The sequence below is a fragment of the Xanthomonas sp. Leaf148 genome (assembly GCF_001423585.1).
Classification (GTDB): domain Bacteria; phylum Pseudomonadota; class Gammaproteobacteria; order Xanthomonadales; family Xanthomonadaceae; genus Xanthomonas.
Genome location: NZ_LMOP01000012.1, coordinates 378,772 through 399,247 on the forward strand (window position 1 = coordinate 378,772; position 20,476 = coordinate 399,247).

Sequence of the window (20,476 nt, forward strand, 5' to 3'; positions counted from 1 at the left end):
GGCGATGTGCAGAGACCGACCCGATGACACAGCACGACTCCATTGCCACAGCACCGCAGCGGCCGTTCGACAAGATCCTGATCGCCAATCGCGGCGAGATCGCGTGCCGGATCATGGCGACCTGCCGCAAGCTCGGCATTGCCACGGTGGCGGTGTATTCGGATGCCGACCGCGATGCGCGGCATGTGCGTCTGGCCGACGAAGCGATCCATCTCGGCCCGGCACCAGCGCAACAGAGCTATCTGCGCGGCGATGCGATTATCGATGCGGCACGTGTCAGCGGCGCCCAGGCGATTCACCCCGGTTACGGATTTCTTTCTGAAAACGCGGCGTTTGCAGACGCCTGCGCGCAGGCCGGCATTGTGTTTATCGGCCCGCCTGCAAGCGCGATTCGTGCGATGGGCGACAAGAGCGCGGCCAAGGCGTTGATGGAACGTGCGGGCGTGCCGTTGACGCCGGGCTATCACGGCGACGAACAGGCCCCTGCGTTTTTGCGTGCGCAAGCCGATGCCATCGGCTACCCGGTGTTGATCAAGGCCAGCGCCGGCGGTGGCGGCAAGGGCATGCGGCGGGTCGATACCAGCGCCGCGTTCGACGAGGCATTGGCCAGCTGCCAGCGCGAGGCGCAATCGGCGTTCGGCAATGCGCACGTGCTGGTGGAGAAATATGTCGAGCGTCCGCGGCATATCGAGATCCAGGTGTTCGGCGATACGCATGGCGAGGTGGTGTATCTGTTCGAACGCGATTGCTCGGTGCAGCGCCGGCACCAGAAGGTGCTGGAAGAAGCGCCCGCACCCGGCATGACCGAACAACGCCGCGCAGCGATGGGTAAGGCAGCCGTGGATGCGGCGCGCGCGGTGGGATACGTCGGCGCAGGCACGGTGGAATTTATCGCCGGGCCGGATGGCGATTTTTATTTCATGGAAATGAATACCCGGCTGCAGGTGGAGCACCCGGTGACCGAGTTGATCACCGGCACCGATCTGGTCGAATGGCAACTGCGCGTGGCCGCAGGCGGGCCACTACCGCAACGCCAGGATGCGCTGCGTATCCACGGGCATGCACTGGAAGCGCGCCTGTATGCCGAAGATGCCGACCGCGGTTTTTTGCCTTCGACCGGTACCCTGCGCCAGCTGCAGTTGCCGGCTGCCAACGCGCATGTGCGCATCGATGCAGGCGTGGAGCAAGGCGACACCATCAGCCCGTATTACGACCCGATGATTGCCAAACTCATCGTCTGGGATATCGACCGCCCCGCCGCACTGGCGCGTATGCGCGAGGCGCTGGCACAGGTGCATGCGGTGGGCGTCACTACCAACAGCGCCTTCCTTGCGCGTCTCGTCGGCACCCACGCGTTTGCGACTGCCGATCTGGATACCGCGCTGATCGAACGCGAACATGCAGCGCTGTTTGCCGATACGGTGGTTCCGGACACCGCCTGGTGGTGTCTGGCGGCGGTATTAATGACACACGCGTTGCCCAAGGCGACGCCGGACCCGGCCGACCCGTTTTCGCCGTGGCAGGACAGCGATGGGTGGCGCATCGGCGCGCATGCAGCGCACACCGTGCGATTGGAAGCCGCTGGCGAGCATCGCGAACTGGGCGTGCGTCGCCTCGCCGATGCGTGGCAGGTCACGCACGCAGGCACCACACACACGCTGCGCTACCACCCACACGACAACGCACTGCGGGTGGAATTGGATGGTCGCCAGTGGCGTGCGCACGCCTTGCGTGATGGCACCGCGCTGATCGTCAGTGATTCCACCCAACGCGCGATCTTCCATCACCACGACGCGTTGCTGGAGGCGGACCAGCCAGCGCACGACGCCGGCGGACTCACTGCACCGATGCCCGGCCGCATCGTGGCGCTGGTCGCGACAGTGGGGCAACCGGTCACTCGCGGGCAGGCGTTGGTCGTGCTGGAGGCGATGAAGATGGAACACACCCTGCACGCCCCCAGCGACGGCACGGTACAGGCGTATCTGGTGGCCGAAGGCGATCTGGTCGCCGACGCCGCCTTGTTGGTGGAATTCGTGTCCGCGAAAGCGTAGACCCGCCCGGCAGGGTGACCAACGGCACGTCCGCGCGCATCGGTCCTGGTCGTAGCGTGGCAGTATCGGCTGGATTGGCCGCGACCCCCAACCGGAGACTTTCATGCAACGCCTGCTTCTCGTTTCCAGCATGCTGCTGGCCTTGTCCGCCTGCAGCGACAAGACCGCACCGGCCGACAGCACTGCGGCAACCCCGACGCCGGCTGCCACGCGTGCACCGGCGGCGCCGCCGGAACTGATCACCCGCGACGCGCTGTTCGGCAATCCCGAGCGGGCGAACGTCAGCATCAGTCCGGACGGCAAGTACCTGAGTTGGGTGGCCCCGCTGGACGGCGTGCTCAACGTCTGGGTCGCGCCGGTGGATGCACCGGATCAGGCACGCGCGATCACCAAGGACACCGCACGCGGCATCCGCAGCTATTTCTGGACCCATCACACCGACACCTTGTTGTACCTGCGCGATAACGGCGGCGACGAGGATTTCCATCTGTTCTCGGTCAACCTGAGCGATGGCAGCAGCAAGGACCTCACCCCGTTCCAGAAAACCAATGCCGAGGTGGTCAGGATCAGCGCACACCACCCGGAGTCGATCATGGTCGGCATGAACGACCGCGACGCCAAGTGGCACGACCTGTATCGGGTCGATCTGGCATCGGGTAAACGCACCCTGGTGCAGAAGAACACCGACAGCCTCGGCACCTATCTGCTCGACGGCGACTACCAGCTGCGCTATGCCACCCGTGCCACCGACGATGCCGGCAGTGAGTTGCTGGTGCCCGATGGCAAGGCGTGGAAGAGCGTGGATCGCATTCCGTTCGAGGATGTCACCAACACCTCGCCGCAAGGACTGACCGACGACGGCAAGACGCTATACATGCAGGATTCGCGCAGCCGCGATACCGCTGCGCTGTATGCCATCGACACCGCCAGCAATGCACGCACGCTGCTGTTCGAAAACCCGAAGGTCGACGTCGGCAAAATCTTGAGTGACCCCAAAACCGGCGTGGTACAGGCGGTCTCCACCGATTATCTACGCGAAGAATGGAAGGCGCTGGATACCGGGATCGCTGCCGACCTGCAGAAACTCAAGTCGCTCGGCACCGGCGATGCCGAGGTCTCCGCACGCACGCTCGATGACCGCACCTGGATCGTGGCCTACTCGGCTGCGGAAACGCCGACCACGTACTACCGCTACGATCGCGCCGACGGCGGCAAGCTGAGCAAACTGTTCTCCGCCCGCCCCGCACTCGAGGGCAAGCCGCTGGTGCCGATGTGGCCACAGGCACTGACCGCGCGCGATGGCCTCACCCTGGTCAGCTACCTCACGCTCCCCGCCGAGGCCGACGCCAACCACGACGGCAAGGCCGACAAACCGGTGCCGTTGGTGCTGTTCGTGCATGGCGGCCCGTGGGCGCGCGACAGCTATGGCTACGGCCCTTACGAACAATGGCTGGCCAATCGCGGCTACGCGGTGCTGTCGGTGAATTTCCGCGGCTCTACCGGCTTCGGCAAGGCCTTCACCAATGCCGGTAACGGCGAGTGGGCCGCCAAGATGCACGACGATCTGCTCGATGCGGTGCAGTGGGCGGTCAAGCAGGGCGTCACCAAGCCAGACCAGGTCGCCATCATGGGCGGCAGCTACGGTGGATACGCCACGCTGGTGGGCATGACCTTCACTCCGGACACATTCAAGTGCGGCGTGGACATCGTCGGCCCGGCCAACCTCAATACGCTGCTCGGCACCGTGCCACCTTACTGGGCCAGCCTCTACAAGCAACTGACCAAGCGCATGGGCGACCCCGCTACCGAAGCCGGCAAGCAATGGTTGACCGAACGCTCACCGCTGACCCATGTCGACAAGATCAGCAAGCCGCTGCTGATCGGCCAGGGCGCCAACGACCCACGCGTCAAGCAGGCCGAAAGCGACCAGATCGTCAACGCGATGAAGGCCAAGAGCATCCCGGTGACCTACGTGCTGTTCCCCGACGAAGGCCACGGCTTCAGGCGCCCGGAAAACAGCAAGGCCTTCAACGCGGTGACCGAAGGGTTCCTGAGCCAATGCCTGGGCGGCCGCGCGCAACCGATCGGCGCGGACTTCGAAGGCTCCAGCCTCACCGTCCCGGAAGGTGCCGACAAAGTCACCGGTTTGAGCGATGCGCTGAAGACGCATACGCAGGCGATTCGGAAGTAGGTATCCGGTGGTGCAGCCGGAGGCGGCTGAACGTATCTGCGGATACTGATCGCATTGCGCTCGGCGGCTATCCACCGAGCGCAATGCGGAGTGCGGCACATCGACCGAACGCCATCACTCCACAACAGATGCCGTGATCCCACGGTGGGGCCACCCGCGCAGTGCGCGGGATGGCCCACCGTTTTCGGCATCGACATATACGCGCGCTTGGCATGACGGCGGCGCCCAACGCAGCAGCCGATCACGCAAGAATTGTCGGTTAGGTCGACGCCCAGACTTCGTTATTGGGATCAAGCTCCATGGTTTGCATGCTATCGCCGCGCACACCGAAGCCGCACAGCGCCACAACACCTTCCATGATCGGCTCCAGGCCGAGCAATGCTTCGATCTGGACTTCATTGATCGCGCAGGTGACGAATGCACCCAAGCCCACATCTGTGGCTGCCATGTACAGCGTTTGCGAAAAATGGCCTGCTTCCAGCGCAAGCGCGCGATACGCCTTTGCATGCATGCGGTACTTCCAGAAATTGCGGTAGTAACGCGGACAGAGCGCCACGATCACCTGCGCATTGGCGAACCAGTCCTGCCCTGCCAGTAGAGTCAGCGCAACATCCTGCAGATTGTCCACCTCCACACCAAGCGGCTCCAGGGCATGATCGACGGGAAGATAATGGTAAATCCCATCCGCGATACCCGACACGCTGCGGATCAATAGATACGCGTCCAACGGATGCAGACCGCCACCCGACGGACTTGAGCGCTTGAGAAACACGGTTTCCGGATCGGCCTCCAGCACTGCATTTGCAGCGAAGGTTCGCTCGATGATCCGCGCAAACACCGCAGCATCCATGTGCGCATCGGTTTCGAAATTTCTGCAGGTGGTACGACGTCGGAGCACTGTGTCCAGGTAGCCGTGGTCAGGGGCGCGTGCAAGGCAGATTGCATCGGTCGTTCCCCGTCGCACCTGCTCGGGTGGCGGCGGGCCGAAGGTCCGCAGCAATGCGCTTGCCGTGTCCGCGCCTGCGTCCTTGGCTGCCTGCGCTGAGTCGACATCATTCCAACGGGTAAAGGCGTGATAGGTCGCTGCGAGTGGATGCCACTGGCTGTGGCGCTGGACGGTATCGCGCTGTTGTGCCGGATGCGTCTGTTCGCTGTCTTCTAGTAGCAGACCCTTGTCCAACAGCGATCGCACAACAGATGGGTCTTTAATGGTCGTGGCGTCTTGCCATTTGCTCGGACTCATCCGGCCCAACACAAGCGCCTCCGTTTCGGTCAGGACACACTCCGCATCCAGATGCGGCGCAAGCGCCACCCAGCGTAATGCACGCGAGGTACCGGCACCTCCTGCGCACAAATCGACAAGATCAATTGCAACAGACTCTCTGGGCTCGAGATAGACAACCGCACAACGCCTTACCCGCATGTTCTTGAACTCATCTTTAGATTGATCTTCTAGCGGTCTGGACTTAGATTTCTTGAAGACCTCCCTACCATTGAAGAGCATGAACGAGAACGAGAAAGGCCCTGCCCCGCTAAAACCGGACACCGCGCACAGGCTGCTGGATCTTCTGGCAACCGATGATGGATTCCGCGATCTGTTCAAGAACGACCCGAAGGCCGCACTGGTGCAGGTCGGTCACCCCCCCGAGGATGCAGCACTGCTCGCCGCTCAACTCAAGGTAGAAACCCTGGCCGACAAGGCTTCCATCGCACAGGCACGCGACGACATACACGTCAGCCTGACGTCGTCGGTCAATATGCAGCCGATTCGACTCAATGTTCCCTCGGGATCGACGCCCCAGCTCAAGAAGTAATCGTGCTGCGGCAAATGACATCCTGGTTCATTTGCCGCCAGCCTTCATGGCATCGAAGACATTCATCGGCTGCTGGCACCACCCACAGCCGCCGAATTCGGCATAAGCGCGCCCATGCGCGTTTTTCAGCCATCTGGATTCGTTTGCCGCAGAACGTTGATCGTTCAAAGACGTGTACGCCTCTTTCAAGACGACGTGATACTGGTACGCCTCAGTACCATCCAGACGCGGCTTGAGCAGCTGGACGGCCTCGCTGGCGCGCCCCTCAAGGAGCGCCGTCCGTGCCTGCAGTAGCAAGACCAGCTCGGCCACAGAGGGCATCTTGGCCAGCTCCGGCTTGGCCATGAGGGTCTGCAAGACCGCCTTGGCCGTTGCCGCGTGCCCCAGGCGTTGCCCTAACAATGCCAAGGAAGCGGCGACCACGGCATTGGAGCGCTGGCTGAAACCATCCGCGCTTGTCGAGATGCTCGCCAACGCCTCAGGAACCGTCGCCTTGATCGTCGCCAGGACCTCGGCATGCTGTCCCTGCGCATATTGGGCTGCGGCCATGGCGACGACCGATTGCCGATAGCGTGTCGACGTGTGCTCTATCCCGTTGGAAAGACGCTGTATTTCTGGAAGCGCCTTGTCGCTGCGCCCTTCATCGATATAGATGGAGACCTGATCGAAATAGGCGACATCCAGGCGTTTCTCGTCCGGCCAGATGGCATGCGCAGCCGGAAAATCTCCCATCACCGCCAGGGTGACCGCTTCCCAGACTGCAGCCGATGCCAGACCTGACGCTCTTGCCGAGCGAAATGCTGCCAGTGCTTCCTTCTTTTTCCCCAACGCCAACTGCATCCGACCGAGAAGCTCTAGTGCCAACGGATCGTATTCGTAGCGCGACGATGCCGCACTCTTGGCGTAGACAAGCGCCTCACTATAGCGATTGCGCGCTTCCAGCGCGTACGCCGTATTTTCGGCCGCAGCGAAATCATCCGGATACAGATTGGCCATCTGCATCCATTTCTCGTATGCGTTTATTGGATCCTTGATCTGTGCGTACCACGCGTCCAGGTAGACCTGCTCGCGCGGAGGAAGCTTTTCTCGAAAGCTGAGGGCTTTTTCCAGATAAGGCAATCCGAGGAGTGGTTCTTCCAAGTAATAATTACAGCGCGCGACGCCGACGTTGGCCAGTGCAAATGTCGGGTCAAGCTCCACGGCCCTCATGTAATAGTCACGTGCACGCCGATAATGCCCGGTGCCAAATCCGCGCTGCGCCAGGGCGTACGCGTTCAATGCATCCATGTTTGCAGTGGACACGCGCGGCAACGGTGCAGAATTCACCTTGATCGACGCTAGCGTTTCGCCAAGTCCTGCACGCAGATTGGAGCTGACTGCGTCAATGGAAGACAGCAAAGAGCGCTGGCCGCGGCCCTCCGAGTGATACATGTAGATCGTCGCCTGCGTGACAGGATCGATCACTTCGACGGTGACCCGGAGGTTTCCGCCGACATCCGCCACGCTGGGCAATATCAAGGCTTTGGCGCCCGAGCGCAGGGCGATTTGGGCACCCAACGTACGATCGATCTTGGCACGATCACTCTGCTTCATCAGTTCCAGCATGTCGTGCGCGCGTTTCTCGGACACGAGGTTGACGTGCTTGGACTGCTGGAGACTGAGCCGTAACGCCTGCTGCAACGGGTCATCCAGCACGGCGCTGTCGGTGAGGTTGTGCAGGTCGCCGACCACCACCCAATCGCGTTCGGCAAAAGCGATGGCAGGCTCCGGACGACCGATGACCCACAAGATGCCGGCGGTCAGCACGATCAATGCGACCTCCGTCGCCAACGCCGCCGGCCGGCGCCACAACGGCACATCGCGCCACGCCTTGGCGGAGTTTTTCGGGGTGCGCAGCGGGGTCAGGCCGACTTCGCCGACCTCGTAAATTTCCATCGGCGTGGGCACGCCTTTGAAGCGCCAGCGGCCGTGGGATTTCCACAGGATGCGCTCGACCCGCTCGCCCAGTTCGCGCGCGGCGCGGTGTGTCAGCGATTCGGCCACGGCCGAGATCAGGATCTGCCCAGGCCGCGCCATCGACATCAGGCGTGCGGCGGTCGGTTTGGCCAGGCCTTCGACTTCCAGCGGTTTGGCGCCGATGCTCACCGCCTCGTCGCTGTTACGCCAGGTCAGCACTTCGCCGACATGCAGGCCTTGGCGTGCGCACAAAATGAGCGCGTGGGCATCGCTCATCGCCTTGAGCCCACGCGCGTAATCCAGCGCAAAGCCCAACCCGTCGATCGGGCGGTCGAACAACAGCAGCAAGCCGTCGGAGCGGTCGATCAGGCGGCCGCGCCACTGCTGCTGCAGCTTGACCACCAACCGATCGTGTTCGCGAAACAGCGCGGCGGCGGCGTTGTCGCCGATGCGTTCGACCAGTGCGGTCGAATCGCACAGGTCGGTGAGCAACAGGGTTCGCAGACGCGGCGCCTGCATCGCCTCCGACGACGCGTCCTTGCGTGCGTGGGTGCGGGCGCTCATGCCTTAGCGATGCCCCGGTGCAAGCGTGGTACCGGATGGCAGCGGTGCAAGCGCTTCGTGCATGGCCAACACATTGCCGCCCTGGCGCTTGGCTTCGTACAGCGCGCTGTCGGCGAGCGTGTACCAGTCGTTCCAGGCCGCATCGGCATCGATCATGCACAGGCCGACGCTCACCGAGCAGCCCTGCTCGCTCTGGCCGTTGCACAGGCGGGCCTCCACCGCGCGCACGATGCACTCGCCAATGTGGTGCACCAGTTCCGGGGTGCCTTGTGCGACCAGCACGCAGAATTCGTCACCGCCAAGACGGCAGGCAAGGTCGCCCTCGGCGATGACCGAACGCAACGCATGCGCCACGTTCTGCAACACGCGGTCGCCGGCAAGATGACCGAACTCGTCGTTGATGCGCTTGAAGCGGTCGCAGTCGATCAGGATCAGGCCGACGCCCGGCACGTTGCCGGCGCGTCGGCATTCCTGCAGATACAGCGCCAGACCGCGCCGGTTGTGCAACCCGGTCAGCTCGTCGGTACGGCTGAGTTCTTCGGTGTGGTTGAGCTGATGCGAGGTGACGTAGAGATTATCCAGCGCCGCTTCCAGATCGTGGTTGCGACGGCGCAGCTGGCGGATCAGCAACTGCTCGTTGTTGACCACGCGCACGATAGAGCGACGCAGGAAATGCGCCACCATCGAAGGGTCGTGGTCGACCAGGCGCTGAAAATCGTCGTGCGCCAGTTCGATCAGGCGGCTGTCCATGGATGCGCTGGCACCGGCACTGCGCGCATGATCGCCGATCAGCAGCCCGAGTTCGCCAAAAAATTCGCCCGGGCCCAGATGCTTGAGCATCAGATCCTCGCCGAAATCCAGGTCGATCTGGCCACTCACCACGATGAACATCTGCGTGCCGATCGCACCGCGCTCGAACAGCGCCTGGCCTGCCGCAAGCTCACGGGTACGGCCGAAACGGGCGAAAAACGCCAGTTCGTCAGCGGTCATCAACGCATGCAGCCCGTCCGAGAGCGTCTTGGCGACGCTTCCCGTCGGCTCGACTGCGCCTGCGGTGTTGTGGCAAGTCATCCTGTTTCCTTAGGCCGGCCTGCAACGTTAGCCCATGGACAAATCCTACAGGACCCCCTTGTTCAGCACCAGATCACACTTGTTCTCATTACAAAAGAGACGAATTGTCGGGTACTGCTTAAAAAAAAAGGGCCCGGTTTCCCGAGCCCTTCCCCCTCCCGGGGTGGCGAAACGTGGGCAGCCCGCTGCAGGCTAGGCCGCCTTCTCGCCGTGAAACTGTTCTTCTTCGGTAGAGCCGCGCAGCGCGGTGGTGGACGACTGCCCCTGCTGGATCGCCTGCGTCACCGCATCGAAGTAGCCGGTGCCCACTTCGCGTTGATGCTTGACCGCAGTGAAGCCCATTTCCGCCGCATCGAATTCGGCTTGTTGCAACTCGACGAAGGCGCTCATCTGGCGGCGCGCATAGCCGTGCGCCAGGTGGAACATGCCGTAGTTGAGCGCATGGAAACCAGCCAGGGTGATGAACTGGAATTTATAGCCATAGCTCGCCAGCTCGGTCTGGAATTTGGCAATGGTGGCATCGTCGAGATTCTTCTTCCAGTTGAAGCTGGGCGAGCAGTTATAGGCCAGCAACTTGCCTGGAAACTTGGCATGGATGGCCTGTGCAAATGCACGCGCGAATTCCAGATCCGGCTTGCCGGTCTCGCACCAGATCAGATCCGCATACGGTGCGTACGCCAACCCGCGGCTGATGGCTTGATCCAGCCCGTTGCGGGTTTTGAAGAAACCTTCGACGGTGCGCTCACCGGTAGTGAACGGCTGATCGTTGGCATCCACGTCGCTGGTGATCAGATCGGCCGCTTCGGCGTCGGTGCGTGCAATCAGCAGCGTCGGCACACCCAAGACATCGGCGGCCAGGCGCGCGGCGTTCAATTTTTCGATGGCTTCGCGCGTGGGCACCAGCACCTTGCCGCCCATGTGGCCGCACTTCTTGACCGATGCCAGCTGATCTTCGAAATGCACGCCGGCAGCGCCGGCTTCGATCATCGCCTTCATCAGCTCGAAGGCGTTGAGCACGCCGCCAAAACCGGCTTCGGCATCGGCCACGATAGGCTGCAGGAAGTCGATAGTGTCGTTACCTTCGGCATGATGCAGTTGATCCGCGCGCAGCAAGGTGTTGTTGATGCGCTTGACCACCGCCGGCACCGAATCGGCCGGGTACAACGACTGATCCGGATACATCTGCCCGGCCAGGTTGGCATCGGCTGCCACCTGCCAGCCGCTCAGATAGATCGCCTTCAAGCCGGCCTTGACCTGCTGCATCGCCTGGTTGCCGGTCAACGCGCCCAGGGCGTTGACGAACGGGGTGGCGTGCAACGAAGTCCACAACTTGTCCGCGCCCAAGCGCGCCAACGAATGCTCCACATGCACGGTGCCGCGCAGGCGCACCACATCGGCGGCGGTGTAGTTGCGGGTGATGCCGGTCCAGCGCGGGTTGGTGGTCCAGTCCTGCTGCAGTTGTTCGGCGTTTTGCAGTGCGGTGCTCATCTTGCGTTCTCCTGAAGAGGGACGACGGATGGAACGAGGAAGAAACGGCATGCATGACACGGCATGCGGCATGGCGACGCCGTCGTTGCGCATGCGCGCAACGGGCGTGTACTGCGTGGAGGTGAGGAGTGCAGCGACAGCGTGCGAGGTGTCGCTGCAACGCAGTGATTAATCGATCAGTTGGTACGCCGGCACGGTGAGAAAGTCCGCCAGTTCATCGGCCCGGCTGAGCTCTTCCAGCAACGCAATGGCTTCATCGATTCGCGCTGCGCCGGGGAGTGCCGTGGTTGTGCCCAAGCGTGCCGGCAATGCGCGCAAGGTTGCCTGCAGCAGCTGTTGATCGATGGCGGTGCCGTCGTCCAGATGCTGGCCGTGATGCAGCCACTGCCACAGCTGCGCGCGGCTGATTTCGGCGGTGGCGGCGTCTTCCATCAGGTTGTGGATCGGCACGCAACCGTTGCCGTCCAGCCAGGCCGCCAGATACCGCACGCAGACTTCGACATTGCCTTCGAAACCGGCGCGGGTGACGCTGCCGGCGGACGGTGCGATCAACATGTCGCGCGTCACCTGCACATCGTTGCGCAACACATGCTGCTGATGCGCGGTGGGCATGTGCTCGTCGAAGAGTTTCATCGCCACCGGAATCAAGGCCGGATGCGCCACCCAAGTGCCATCGTGGCCGGCGGTGACCTCGCGCAGCTTGTCGGCGCGCACGCGGGCCATGGCCTGCTCGTTGGCGGCCTCGTCGTGGTTGATCGGAATCTGCGCGGCCATCCCGCCCATCGCATGCGCGCCGCGGCGGTGACAGGTCTTGATCAGCAGTTCCGAATACGCCTTCAAAAACGGCTGGGTCATGGTGACCTGGCCACGCTCCGGCAACACGCGGTCGCGGTGCGCACGAAAGGTCTTGAGATACGAAAAGATGTAGTCCCAGCGCCCGCAATTGAGCCCGACGATACGCTCGCGCAGCGCGTGCAAGATCTCGTCCATCTCGAACACCGCCGGCAGCGTTTCGATCAGCACGGTGACCTTGATCTGCCCATGCGGCAGACCCAGCATCGCCTCGATATGCGCCAGCGCGGTGTCCCACAGCGCGGCTTCTTCCATGCTCTGCAACTTGGGCAGATACAGGTACGGGCCGCGGTCCTTGGCCAACAGTGCGCGGCCGTTATGAAAGGCGAACAGTGCCGCATCGAACAGGCCGCCGGCCAGCGGCTGGCCATCGATGTGGACGTGTTTTTCGTCCAGGTGCCAACCGCGCGGGCGGACGATCAGCACCGCACGCTCGGCTTCGGGGCGCAACGCGTAGTGCTTGCCATTGGGCGCATCGAAGGTCAGCTCGCCGCGCACGGCGGCGGCCAGGGTGCGCTGGCCGGCCAGCAGGTTGCGCCAGGTCGGCGCGGTGGAATCCTCGAAGTCGGCCATGAACACCTTGGCACCGGAGTTCAGTGCGTTGATGACCATCTTGGGGTCGGTCGGGCCGGTGATCTCGACGCGGCGGTCCTGCAGCGCCGCCGGCAGCGCGGCCACGCGCCAGTCGCCCTCGCGGATGGCGCGGGTGTCGGCACGGAAGTCCGGTAGTTGACCGGCATCGAAGGCGGCCTGGCGGGCACGTCGCTGGGCCAGACGCTGCTGGCGGCCAGGCTCGATCGCCCGATGCAGCGACACCAGCAGCGCCAGCGCGGCCGGCGGCAGCAGCTCCGCCTGCCCTGCGACCTGGGTGGTCAGCGACAGACCGGGCGTGGCGTGGGCGGTGGGACGTGAAGCGAAAGCGGTGGCAGACATGTGGAGGTCCTTGTGCATCCGGACCTGCACCGTGCGCCCCCACCAACTATTTGACAAAGCAGTTTTATCAATGCTGTAAATAAGCTGGACTTATACTTACGCTGGAAGCCTGCTCGACATGGCGCCAACCCCTCGATTTTCCTATAAATCCGACCGCCTCAAGCCGCTGCGTGCGTTCTGTCAGACGGTCCGTCTGGGCTCGGTCTCACGGGCTGCTGAGGCGCTATACGTCAGCCAGCCGGCGGTGACGCTGCAATTGCAGGCGCTGGAGCGCGACCTGGGGGTGGCCTTGTTCGAGCGCTCCGGGCGACGCCTGGCGCCCAGCCGGGAGGGACAGTTGCTGTACGACATGGCACTGCCGCTGGTGGAAAGCCTGGACGGCCTGGAGGCGAGCTTCCGCGAAAAAGTGCGCGGGCTGGATGCCGGCGAGCTCAACATCGCCGCCAACAGTTCCACCATCCTGTATCTGCTGCCACGCATCGTGGCGAACTTTCGCGCCCGCCACCCGGATGTGCGGCTGACCCTGCACAACGCGATCAGCGCCGACGGCACCGACCTGTTGCGCGAGGATGCGGTGGACCTGGCGGTCGGCTCGATGCTGGATGTGCCGGCCGATCTCAACTACGCGCCGGTGTATCGCTTCGAGCAGCTGTTGATCACCCCGCCCGATCACCCGCTGGCGCACAAGGCCACGGTGTCGCTGCAGGATCTCTCGCCCTATCCGTTGATCCTGCCACCACGTCGGCAGGTGACCTATCGCCTGGTCGACCTGATTTTTCAGCAGGCGCGCGTGCCGTACACGGTGGCGCTGGAAGTGGGCGGCTGGGAAGTGATCAAGCAGTACGTGGCGATGGGCATGGGCATTTCCATCGTCACCGCGATCTGCGTGACCGATGCCGATCGCGACAAGCTGGCAACGCGCTCGCTCAAGGAATACTTCCCCACCCGCAGCTATGGCGTGGTGGTACGCAAGGGCAAGTATCTATCGCCGCAGGCACGCGCGTTTATCGAATTGATCCAGCCGGATCTGTTTACGCCGCGCGGGTATGACGAGAGTGGCGATTCGGAGCGCTAGCAACATCGCTCTCGCAGCGAGCGATAACTGATTTAACGCCCCCCCGCGCACCGTCGCCTTCGCACCGTGCCGGACGCTGATACTGCGCAGTAGCGTGACAACAAAGCATGCACGAAACCGTTGCACAGGCGATGAGTTGCGTGGCCTTACCCAGGAGCCCCGTGTACGTCGGCAGTGCGCGCTCGCAAGCGTCATTTAGATGACAACAATGCGCGCTTGTTAACGCCTGCCCGTGTGCACAGGCACAGCTGAAGACCAACAACTAGAGCGCCTTGGTCAGATGCGTGCGGACAGCGCGAATGAATCGAAGTGTGCGGGCAGCAGTGCCGATTGCAGGCACCGCCCACGCCGCCCGATGGACGCGAAGCCGTGTTGCCTGCGGCACTTACTCGCGCCCGTAAAGCCCCAGAAACATCTCCACCGCCGACTCGGCCACCTGCGCTTGCTGGGCGGGCGACAGCGGCGGCTGCCCCATCGCCAACTGCGGCCAGAACGCGAACCCCTTCACCAGCGCCTGCAATTGCTGCGAGGCGAATTCCGCATCGACCGCTGCCAGGCGGCCATCGGCCAGCGCGGCGCGCAGCCAGGTGGTGGTGCCCTCTTCCTTGCTGCCCAGTTGCGCCAGCAGGGCGCGCGCGCGTTCGGGCGAGTGGATGCATTCGGCAATCGCCACGCGCGACAGATCGATAAAGGCGGCATCGTCGAGCAGCCGCAGCTTTTGCTGCAGCAATTGCGTCAACTGCGTGCGCAATGATTGGTCGGGGCGATAAACCAGACTCACTGCCTCGGCACTGCGTTGCCACAGCCCGCGCAGGATCTCGCCGAACAACGCGTCCTTGCTGGAGAAATGGTTGTAGACGGTGCGCTTGGACACGCCCGCCGTCGCGGCCACGCGGTCCATGCTAGTGGCCTCGAACCCGTGCTGGCTGAATTCGGCGATGGCCGCTTCGAGAATGGCGTGGCGCTTGCGGTCGGTAAGCCGCTGCGGTGCCGGCGCTGCGTCGGATGAACTGGACATGGTGCAATGTTACACCGAGCAGTTTACATTCCCAAAATAAAACTACACTGTGTAGTGTAACTAAAGCGCCGGTACCGCCGGTTCGCCCGCCCCCAACGATGGATAGCGTCGTGCTCACCCAGTCCCGCCACCTGCCACCTACCGCTTCGCATGCCGCCTCGCCGCAGTTCCGCAACGGCCGGTTCCGCAACGCACTGCCCACCCGCTTGAGTCAGCCCGGTGTGTTGGCTGGCCTGCGCCTGCTGTGGGAGGTGCTGTTCAACAAGCCCGCGCACACGGTGCCGTCGCAGGCGCTGCCGGTGCTGCCACTGAGCGCGGCGCAGCTGCGCGACGCGCCCGACCATAGCCTGTTCCGGCTGGGCCATTCCACGGTGCTGATGAAACTGCGTGGCGGCCTGTGGTTGACCGACCCGGTGTTCTCCAAGCGCGCCTCGCCGTTCGCGTTTGCCGGCCCCAAGCGCTTCCATGCGCCGCCGATCGCGCTGGACGACCTGCCGCCGCTGGCCGGCGTGCTGTTGTCGCACAACCACTACGACCATCTGGACCGCGCCACCATCCGCGCCCTGGCCGACCGCGTCGGTGTATTCGTCGCGCCGCTGGGCGTGGGCGATCTGCTGGTGCGCTGGGGTGTGGACCCGGGCAAGGTGCGGCAGCTGGATTGGTGGCAATCGGTGGACGTAGGTGGCCTGACCCTCACCGCCACGCCGTCGCGGCATTTTTCCGGCCGCGGCCTGTTCGACCGCGACCGCACGCTGTGGTGCTCGTGGGCGATCCAGGACGCCGATCTGCGGGTGTTCTTCAGCGGCGACGGCGGCTATGGCCCGCACTTCAAGACGATCGGCCAGCGTCTGGGGCCGTTCGATGTGGCGCTGATCGAAAACGGCGCCTACGACCAGATGTGGCCGGACGTGCACATGCAACCGGAGCAGAGCCTGCAGGCGTTTATCGATATCGGCGGCCGTACCTTGCTGCCGATCCACAACGGCACCTTCGATCTGGCCATGCATGTCTGGTCCGAGCCGCTGGAACGCATCGTGGCGCTGGCAGCGGCCGCGAACGTCGCGCTGGCCACCCCGCACATGGGCGAACGGGTGGATTTACGCAGCCCGGCCACCGGCGAGCGCTGGTGGCGCACGCTGCCCGAAACGCTGGCGTTGGCGCAATGAGCGGCTGGACCCTGGCCGACATGCCACCGCAGCGCGCAAAAGTGGCCGTCATCACCGGCGCCAGCGTGGGCGGGCTGGGCTATGAGACCGCGCTGGCGTTGGCCGGTGCCGGCGCCAGCGTGGTGCTGACTGCGCGCAACGCCGACAAGGGCGAAGCCGCACGGCAGGCGCTGCTCGCCGTGCATCCGCACGCCACGGTGCGCGTGGAAACGCTGGACCTTGCACACCTGGCATCGGTGCGCGCGTTCGCCGAGCGACTTGGCGCGCGCCAGCAATGGGTGGACCTGCTGATCAACAACGCCGGTGTGATGGCGCCGCCGCAGCGGCAGACCACCGCCGACGGAATGGAGCTGCAGTTCGGCAGCAATTATCTGGGGCATTTCGCGCTGACCGCGCAGCTGCTGCCGCTGCTGCGCGCGGCAGCGGCGCCACGTGTGGTCAACCTGTCGAGTCTGGCGCATCGCAGTGCCCGCATCGATTTCGATGATCTGCAGACCGCACGCCCGTATCGGCCGTGGAAGGCGTATGGCCAGTCCAAGCTGGCGATGTTGATTTTCAGCATGGAACTGCAGCGGCGCAGCGACGCGCAGGGCTGGGGCCTGCGCGCCATCGCCGCGCATCCCGGTCTGGCGCGTACCGCCCTGATCGCAAACGGACCGGCGGCTGGTGGTCGCCGCACCGCAATCGGTGCAGCGACCGCGCTACTGGGGCCTTACATCAGCCACTCCGCGGCCGCTGGCGCGCTCCCCACGTTGTATGCCGCCACCGACCCGCAGGCACAGGGCGGCGGGTACTACGGCCCGGATGGCCTGTTCGAACTCAAGGGCGCCCCCGGCCCGGCCACCATCGCCCGCCAGGTCCACGACCGGCAGGTGGCAACGCGCTTGTGGGAAACCTCCTGCACGCTGGCGGATGTGGCGCTCTGATCACGACGCGCTGCAGACGGTTGCGCATCGGCTGCGCGTGTTCGCCTGCAGGCCCGCACGCGCTGCGCGGGCACTGCTGCGCCAGTGCCTACAGCCGGTTCCACTCCAGGCCTTCGCCGCGCCGGTAATACACCGCCACTGCCTTGCCGTACACCGCCGAGGCATCGACAAAACCGAAATAGCGCCCATCCAGGCTATCGCCGCGGTGGTCGCCCACCGCCAATACCTTGCCGGCCGGCACGCGGACATCGTGCAGATCCGGCCCACCGCCGGCATCCAGATTCAGGTGCGCAATGCGCGCACCGAAGCGCTCGCGCTCACCCTCGTCATCGATCTGCAGCGGTTGGCCGTTGATGGATAAATGCCCATTGCGCAGATCCACACGGTCGCCTGCCACGGCCACCACGCGCTTGATCAACCGCGTGCCATCGCGCGGCGAATCGAACACCGCCACATCCCCACGCTGCGGTCGGTCGCCATCGATGACGATGCGGTTGCTCAGCGGCAATCGCCAGCCGTAGGCGTGCATATCCACCACCACGCGATCGCCCGGCTGCAAGGTCGGCTGCATCGAGCCGCTGGGCACCTGGTAATGATTGGCAAACGAGGAGCGCGCAGCGGTCAGCAAGACCAGCATGACCAGTAGCGGCAGCAGTTCCTTGCGCGACCACTGTGCGGCGCGCTGAAGGCGGGAGGTGGGATGCGATGGGTGCATGGGAGATCTGTCGGGTGGTCGGCAGCCGGCTTGGCGCTCCGACGATGCGCCTGGGCGATGGGCTGTGGAAGTGACGAAAGACATGGCAAGGGCCGTTGTTGCGTGTGGGGACTTGCGCGAGTAAGCAAACGTGTTTCACCAGCCGGTGGCCGATCGAGCAACAACGAAACACGTCCTCAGCCCGTTGCGCTGCGACAGGTTCGCAATCTGCGGGATACATTTTTATCAGGGACGTGCATGTTGCTTACAAAAAAACCTCGCGCATCCATGCACGCCGCCCTGCGGGTTGTCACTACCGGACTTGCCGCTGCGGCATGGGGATTGAGAAGCCAATGGCGAAAACAACAGCAACAGCAACAACCGTAGGTTTACTGCACCTTCCCGATTGCGCTAACGCAAACGGGATGGCACAAGGGCCATCCCGTTTCGTCTACTGCAAGCGCTCACCGGTGCAAACAAAGCCACCCAAACGCATCGCTTATTCCGTCAACCCACGATTTTCCAGAAATGCATTGACGCTGGGATCCTTGCCGCGGAAATCGCGGTACAGCGTGGCCGGATCGACGGTGTTGCCGCGTGAGAGGATCTTGGCGCGGAAAATATCGCCGTTCTTGCGGTTCAAGCCACCATTTTCTTCGAACCATTCGAAGGCATCGTCGTCGAGCACTTCCGACCAGAGGTAGGCGTAATAGCTGGCTGCATAACCCATCTCCCAGATATGGTTGAAATAGCTGCTGTGATACCGCGGCGGCACGTCAGCCATGTCCAGCTTGAAGCGCTTGAGCGCATCGGTCTCGAACCGGCCCACGTCCTGCAAGGGTGCGTCGGCCGGCAAGGTGTGCCAGGCCAGATCGAGCAGCGATGCCGACAGGGTCTCGGTGATCGTGTAGCCGCTATTGAAGCTCTTGGCCTTCTTGATCTTTTCCACCAGCTCGGCCGGCATCACTGCGCCAGTTTGATAATGCTTGGCATAGTTGGCGAAGACCTTCGGATCGGAGGCCCAGTGCTCGTTGAACTGCGAGGGAAACTCCTTGAAGTCGCGCGGCGTTTTGGTTCCGGAAATCCCCGCGTAGGTCACCTTGGAGAACATGCCGTGTAGCGCGTGGCCGAACTCATGGAACACCGTGGTGACGTCGTCGAAACTCAGCAACGCCGGCTGGCCGGCAGCGGGCTTGGTGAAGTTGCAGACGTTGTAGACCACCGGCTTGGCGCCGGTCAGCCCGCTCTGATCGACGAATGATCCCATCCACGCGCCACCGGACTTGCTGTCGCGTTTGAAGTAGTCGGTGTAGAACAGCGCCATCGAGGTGCCGTCTGCATCGAACACCTCGTATACCTTCACGTCCGGATGGTAGGTGGGAATGTCGGTGCGCTGCTTGAAGGTGATGCCGTACAGCTGGGTGGCCGCATAAAAAACGCCGTTCTGCAGCACGTTATCCAGTTCGAAATACGGCTTGATCTGCGACTCGTCCAGATCGTACTTGGCCTTGCGTACCTGCTCGGCATAGAAATCCCAGTCGGAAGCGGCCAACTTGAAACCGCCTTTCTGGGCATCGATGACTTTCTGAATCTCGGCTGCTTCGCGGCGCGTCTTGGCCGTGGCCGCCGGCACGGTGTCGGTCAGCAGCTTTAGCGCCGCATCCGGGGTCTTGGCCATCTGGTCGTTCAGTACGTAAGCGGCATAGCTGTCGTAGCCCAACAGCCTGGCGCGTTGAGCGCGCAACTGCGCCAGTCGCTGGACCACCTTGCGCGTGTCGTTGTCATCGCCCTGTTCGGTGCGCTTCTGCGAAGCCTGCATGATCTGCGCACGCAACGCACGATCCTTCAAAGAGGCGAGAATGGGCTGCTGGGTGGTGTTCTGCAAGGTCAACAGATACTTGCCGTCGAGCTTGCGCTGCTTGGCGGCATCGGCGGCGGCGGCGATATCGCCCTCGCTCAAGCCAGCCAGCCGGGCCTTGTCGTCCACAACCACCGCAGCGGCGGCCGTGGCAGCCACCAGCTTTGCGTGGAATTGCGTGGACAGCGTGGTTTCCTCCACATTGAGCTTGCCCACGGTGATCTTGTCGGCATCGGACAACAGCGCGCCGGATGCGACGAACCCTTTGTATGTGATCTCGACCAGGCGCTTTTGCTCCGGATTGAGCTTCATCGCATCGGACTGGTCATGCACCGCCTTGATGCGCGCAAACAGCTTGGGATCCAGAATAACTTCATTATTATGCGCCGCCAGCTTGGGCCCAAGCTCCTCCTGGATTTTCTCGCGTGCCGAATTGGTATCGGCAGAGATCACCCCGGAGAAAATATCCGACACGCGCGACAGTACCTCGCCGCCGCGATCAAATGCTTCGATGGTGTTTTCGAACGTCGCCGGCTCGGGGTTGGCGGTGATCTTGCGCGCGTCCGCAAGTTCCAGACGCATACCTTCCTCGAAGGCAGGCAGATAATCGCTGTCCTGGATTTTGTCGAATGGCGGCGCCTTGAACGGCAGCGTGCTGGCGGTCAACAACGGATTGGACCTGGCCACAGAAGACTGGCTGGTGGCGGTATTGCCGGTCGTGGTCGCGGGCTGCGTATCCGGCGCTTCTTTTCCGGAACAGGCAGCCAGCGCCAGGGTAATGGCAGCTGCCAGAATGAGGGTACGCGACATGGAGTATGG

14 protein-coding genes are annotated in these 20,476 nt (G+C 63.4%); 6 read left to right on the plus strand and 8 right to left on the minus strand.

Annotated elements, in window-relative coordinates; genetic code table 11:
- The first annotated feature begins 23 nt into the window (after positions 1-23).
- Positions 24-2,051, plus strand: coding sequence for an acetyl/propionyl/methylcrotonyl-CoA carboxylase subunit alpha (locus ASF90_RS18765; RefSeq protein WP_055853643.1), 2,028 nt, complete (start codon positions 24-26; stop codon positions 2,049-2,051).
- Between the two features lie 103 nt (positions 2,052-2,154).
- Entirely contained in the window at positions 2,155-4,242 is a 2,088-nt protein-coding gene (locus ASF90_RS18770) for a S9 family peptidase (RefSeq protein WP_055853646.1), read from the plus strand.
- Between the two features lie 259 nt (positions 4,243-4,501).
- Here the strand turns inward: ASF90_RS18770 and ASF90_RS18775 are convergent, their stop codons facing one another.
- Positions 4,502-5,746, minus strand: a complete 1,245-nt coding sequence (locus tag ASF90_RS18775) for a putative peptide maturation dehydrogenase (RefSeq protein ID WP_236699313.1) — start codon at positions 5,744-5,746, stop codon at positions 4,502-4,504.
- Here ASF90_RS18775 and ASF90_RS18780 point away from each other — a divergent pair.
- Complete coding sequence (locus tag ASF90_RS18780) at positions 5,745-6,056, plus strand: NHLP-related RiPP peptide (RefSeq protein ID WP_115559607.1); 312 nt, start codon at positions 5,745-5,747, stop codon at positions 6,054-6,056. The genes ASF90_RS18775 and ASF90_RS18780 overlap by 2 nt on opposite strands.
- Positions 6,057-6,083: 27 nt before the next feature.
- Here ASF90_RS18780 and ASF90_RS18785 read toward each other — a convergent pair whose 3' ends face one another.
- From ASF90_RS18785 to aceB, 4 genes are all read right to left on the minus strand, one after another.
- Complete coding sequence (locus ASF90_RS18785) at positions 6,084-8,576, minus strand: putative peptide modification system cyclase (protein ID WP_055853651.1); 2,493 nt, start codon at positions 8,574-8,576, stop codon at positions 6,084-6,086.
- Between the two features lie 3 nt (positions 8,577-8,579).
- The gene (locus ASF90_RS18790; protein WP_055853654.1) at positions 8,580-9,647 is read right to left on the minus strand and encodes a GGDEF domain-containing protein; all 1,068 of its coding nucleotides are present in this window, start codon (positions 9,645-9,647) and stop codon (positions 8,580-8,582) included.
- A gap of 192 nt (positions 9,648-9,839) precedes the next feature.
- On the minus strand, positions 9,840-11,135 hold the full coding sequence (gene aceA, locus ASF90_RS18795; protein WP_055853656.1) for an isocitrate lyase: 1,296 nt from the start codon (positions 11,133-11,135) through the stop codon (positions 9,840-9,842).
- A 168-nt stretch (positions 11,136-11,303) separates the two neighbouring features.
- Positions 11,304-12,920: a malate synthase A gene (gene aceB, locus ASF90_RS18800; protein ID WP_055853658.1), complete on the minus strand. Its 1,617-nt coding sequence runs from the start codon at positions 12,918-12,920 to the stop codon at positions 11,304-11,306.
- A gap of 118 nt (positions 12,921-13,038) precedes the next feature.
- Between aceB and ASF90_RS18805 the strand changes: the two genes are divergently transcribed.
- Entirely contained in the window at positions 13,039-13,995 is a 957-nt protein-coding gene (locus tag ASF90_RS18805) for a LysR family transcriptional regulator (protein ID WP_055853659.1), read from the plus strand.
- Positions 13,996-14,380: 385 nt separating this feature from the next.
- On the opposite strand, the gene ASF90_RS18810 is transcribed toward ASF90_RS18805, so the two are convergent.
- Positions 14,381-15,013 carry a TetR/AcrR family transcriptional regulator gene (locus ASF90_RS18810; RefSeq protein ID WP_055853661.1) on the minus strand — a complete coding sequence of 211 codons (633 nt, stop codon included), beginning with the start codon at positions 15,011-15,013 and terminating at the stop codon, positions 14,381-14,383.
- 98 nt (positions 15,014-15,111) lie between these two features.
- Between ASF90_RS18810 and ASF90_RS18815 the strand changes: the two genes are divergently transcribed.
- Together ASF90_RS18815 and ASF90_RS18820 are read left to right on the plus strand one after the other, a co-directional pair.
- Positions 15,112-16,179, plus strand: coding sequence for an MBL fold metallo-hydrolase (locus tag ASF90_RS18815; RefSeq protein WP_055853662.1), 1,068 nt, complete (start codon positions 15,112-15,114; stop codon positions 16,177-16,179).
- Positions 16,176-17,105: an oxidoreductase gene (locus ASF90_RS18820; RefSeq protein ID WP_055853664.1), complete on the plus strand. Its 930-nt coding sequence runs from the start codon at positions 16,176-16,178 to the stop codon at positions 17,103-17,105. The genes ASF90_RS18815 and ASF90_RS18820 overlap by 4 nt, the downstream gene beginning before the upstream one ends.
- A gap of 88 nt (positions 17,106-17,193) precedes the next feature.
- On the opposite strand, the gene lepB is transcribed toward ASF90_RS18820, so the two are convergent.
- On the minus strand, positions 17,194-17,820 hold the full coding sequence (lepB, locus tag ASF90_RS18825) for a signal peptidase I (protein ID WP_055853666.1): 627 nt from the start codon (positions 17,818-17,820) through the stop codon (positions 17,194-17,196).
- Positions 17,821-18,298: 478 nt separating this feature from the next.
- Positions 18,299-20,467 carry a peptidyl-dipeptidase Dcp gene (gene dcp / locus ASF90_RS18830; protein ID WP_055853668.1) on the minus strand — a complete coding sequence of 723 codons (2,169 nt, stop codon included), beginning with the start codon at positions 20,465-20,467 and terminating at the stop codon, positions 18,299-18,301.
- Positions 20,468-20,476: the final 9 nt, after the last annotated feature.

Bases quoted from the DNA above. Each gene is read 5' to 3' on its own strand.
- dcp (WP_055853668.1), bottom strand. From the start codon at position 20,467: ATGTCGCGTACCCTCATTCTGGCAGCTGCCATTACCCTGGCGCTGGCT.
- aceA (WP_055853656.1), bottom strand. From the start codon at position 11,135: ATGAGCACCGCACTGCAAAACGCCGAACAACTGCAGCAGGACTGGACC.
- ASF90_RS18790 (WP_055853654.1), bottom strand. From the start codon at position 9,647: ATGACTTGCCACAACACCGCAGGCGCAGTCGAGCCGACGGGAAGCGTC.
- ASF90_RS18775 (WP_236699313.1), bottom strand. From the start codon at position 5,746: ATGCTCTTCAATGGTAGGGAGGTCTTCAAGAAATCTAAGTCCAGACCG.
- ASF90_RS18780 (WP_115559607.1), top strand. From the start codon at position 5,745: ATGAACGAGAACGAGAAAGGCCCTGCCCCGCTAAAACCGGACACCGCG.
- ASF90_RS18765 (WP_055853643.1), top strand. From the start codon at position 24: ATGACACAGCACGACTCCATTGCCACAGCACCGCAGCGGCCGTTCGAC.
- ASF90_RS18805 (WP_055853659.1), top strand. From the start codon at position 13,039: ATGGCGCCAACCCCTCGATTTTCCTATAAATCCGACCGCCTCAAGCCG.
- ASF90_RS18810 (WP_055853661.1), bottom strand. From the start codon at position 15,013: ATGTCCAGTTCATCCGACGCAGCGCCGGCACCGCAGCGGCTTACCGAC.
- ASF90_RS18770 (WP_055853646.1), top strand. From the start codon at position 2,155: ATGCAACGCCTGCTTCTCGTTTCCAGCATGCTGCTGGCCTTGTCCGCC.
- aceB (WP_055853658.1), bottom strand. From the start codon at position 12,920: ATGTCTGCCACCGCTTTCGCTTCACGTCCCACCGCCCACGCCACGCCC.
- lepB (WP_055853666.1), bottom strand. From the start codon at position 17,820: ATGCACCCATCGCATCCCACCTCCCGCCTTCAGCGCGCCGCACAGTGG.
- ASF90_RS18820 (WP_055853664.1), top strand. From the start codon at position 16,176: ATGAGCGGCTGGACCCTGGCCGACATGCCACCGCAGCGCGCAAAAGTG.
- ASF90_RS18815 (WP_055853662.1), top strand. From the start codon at position 15,112: ATGGATAGCGTCGTGCTCACCCAGTCCCGCCACCTGCCACCTACCGCT.
- ASF90_RS18785 (WP_055853651.1), bottom strand. From the start codon at position 8,576: ATGAGCGCCCGCACCCACGCACGCAAGGACGCGTCGTCGGAGGCGATG.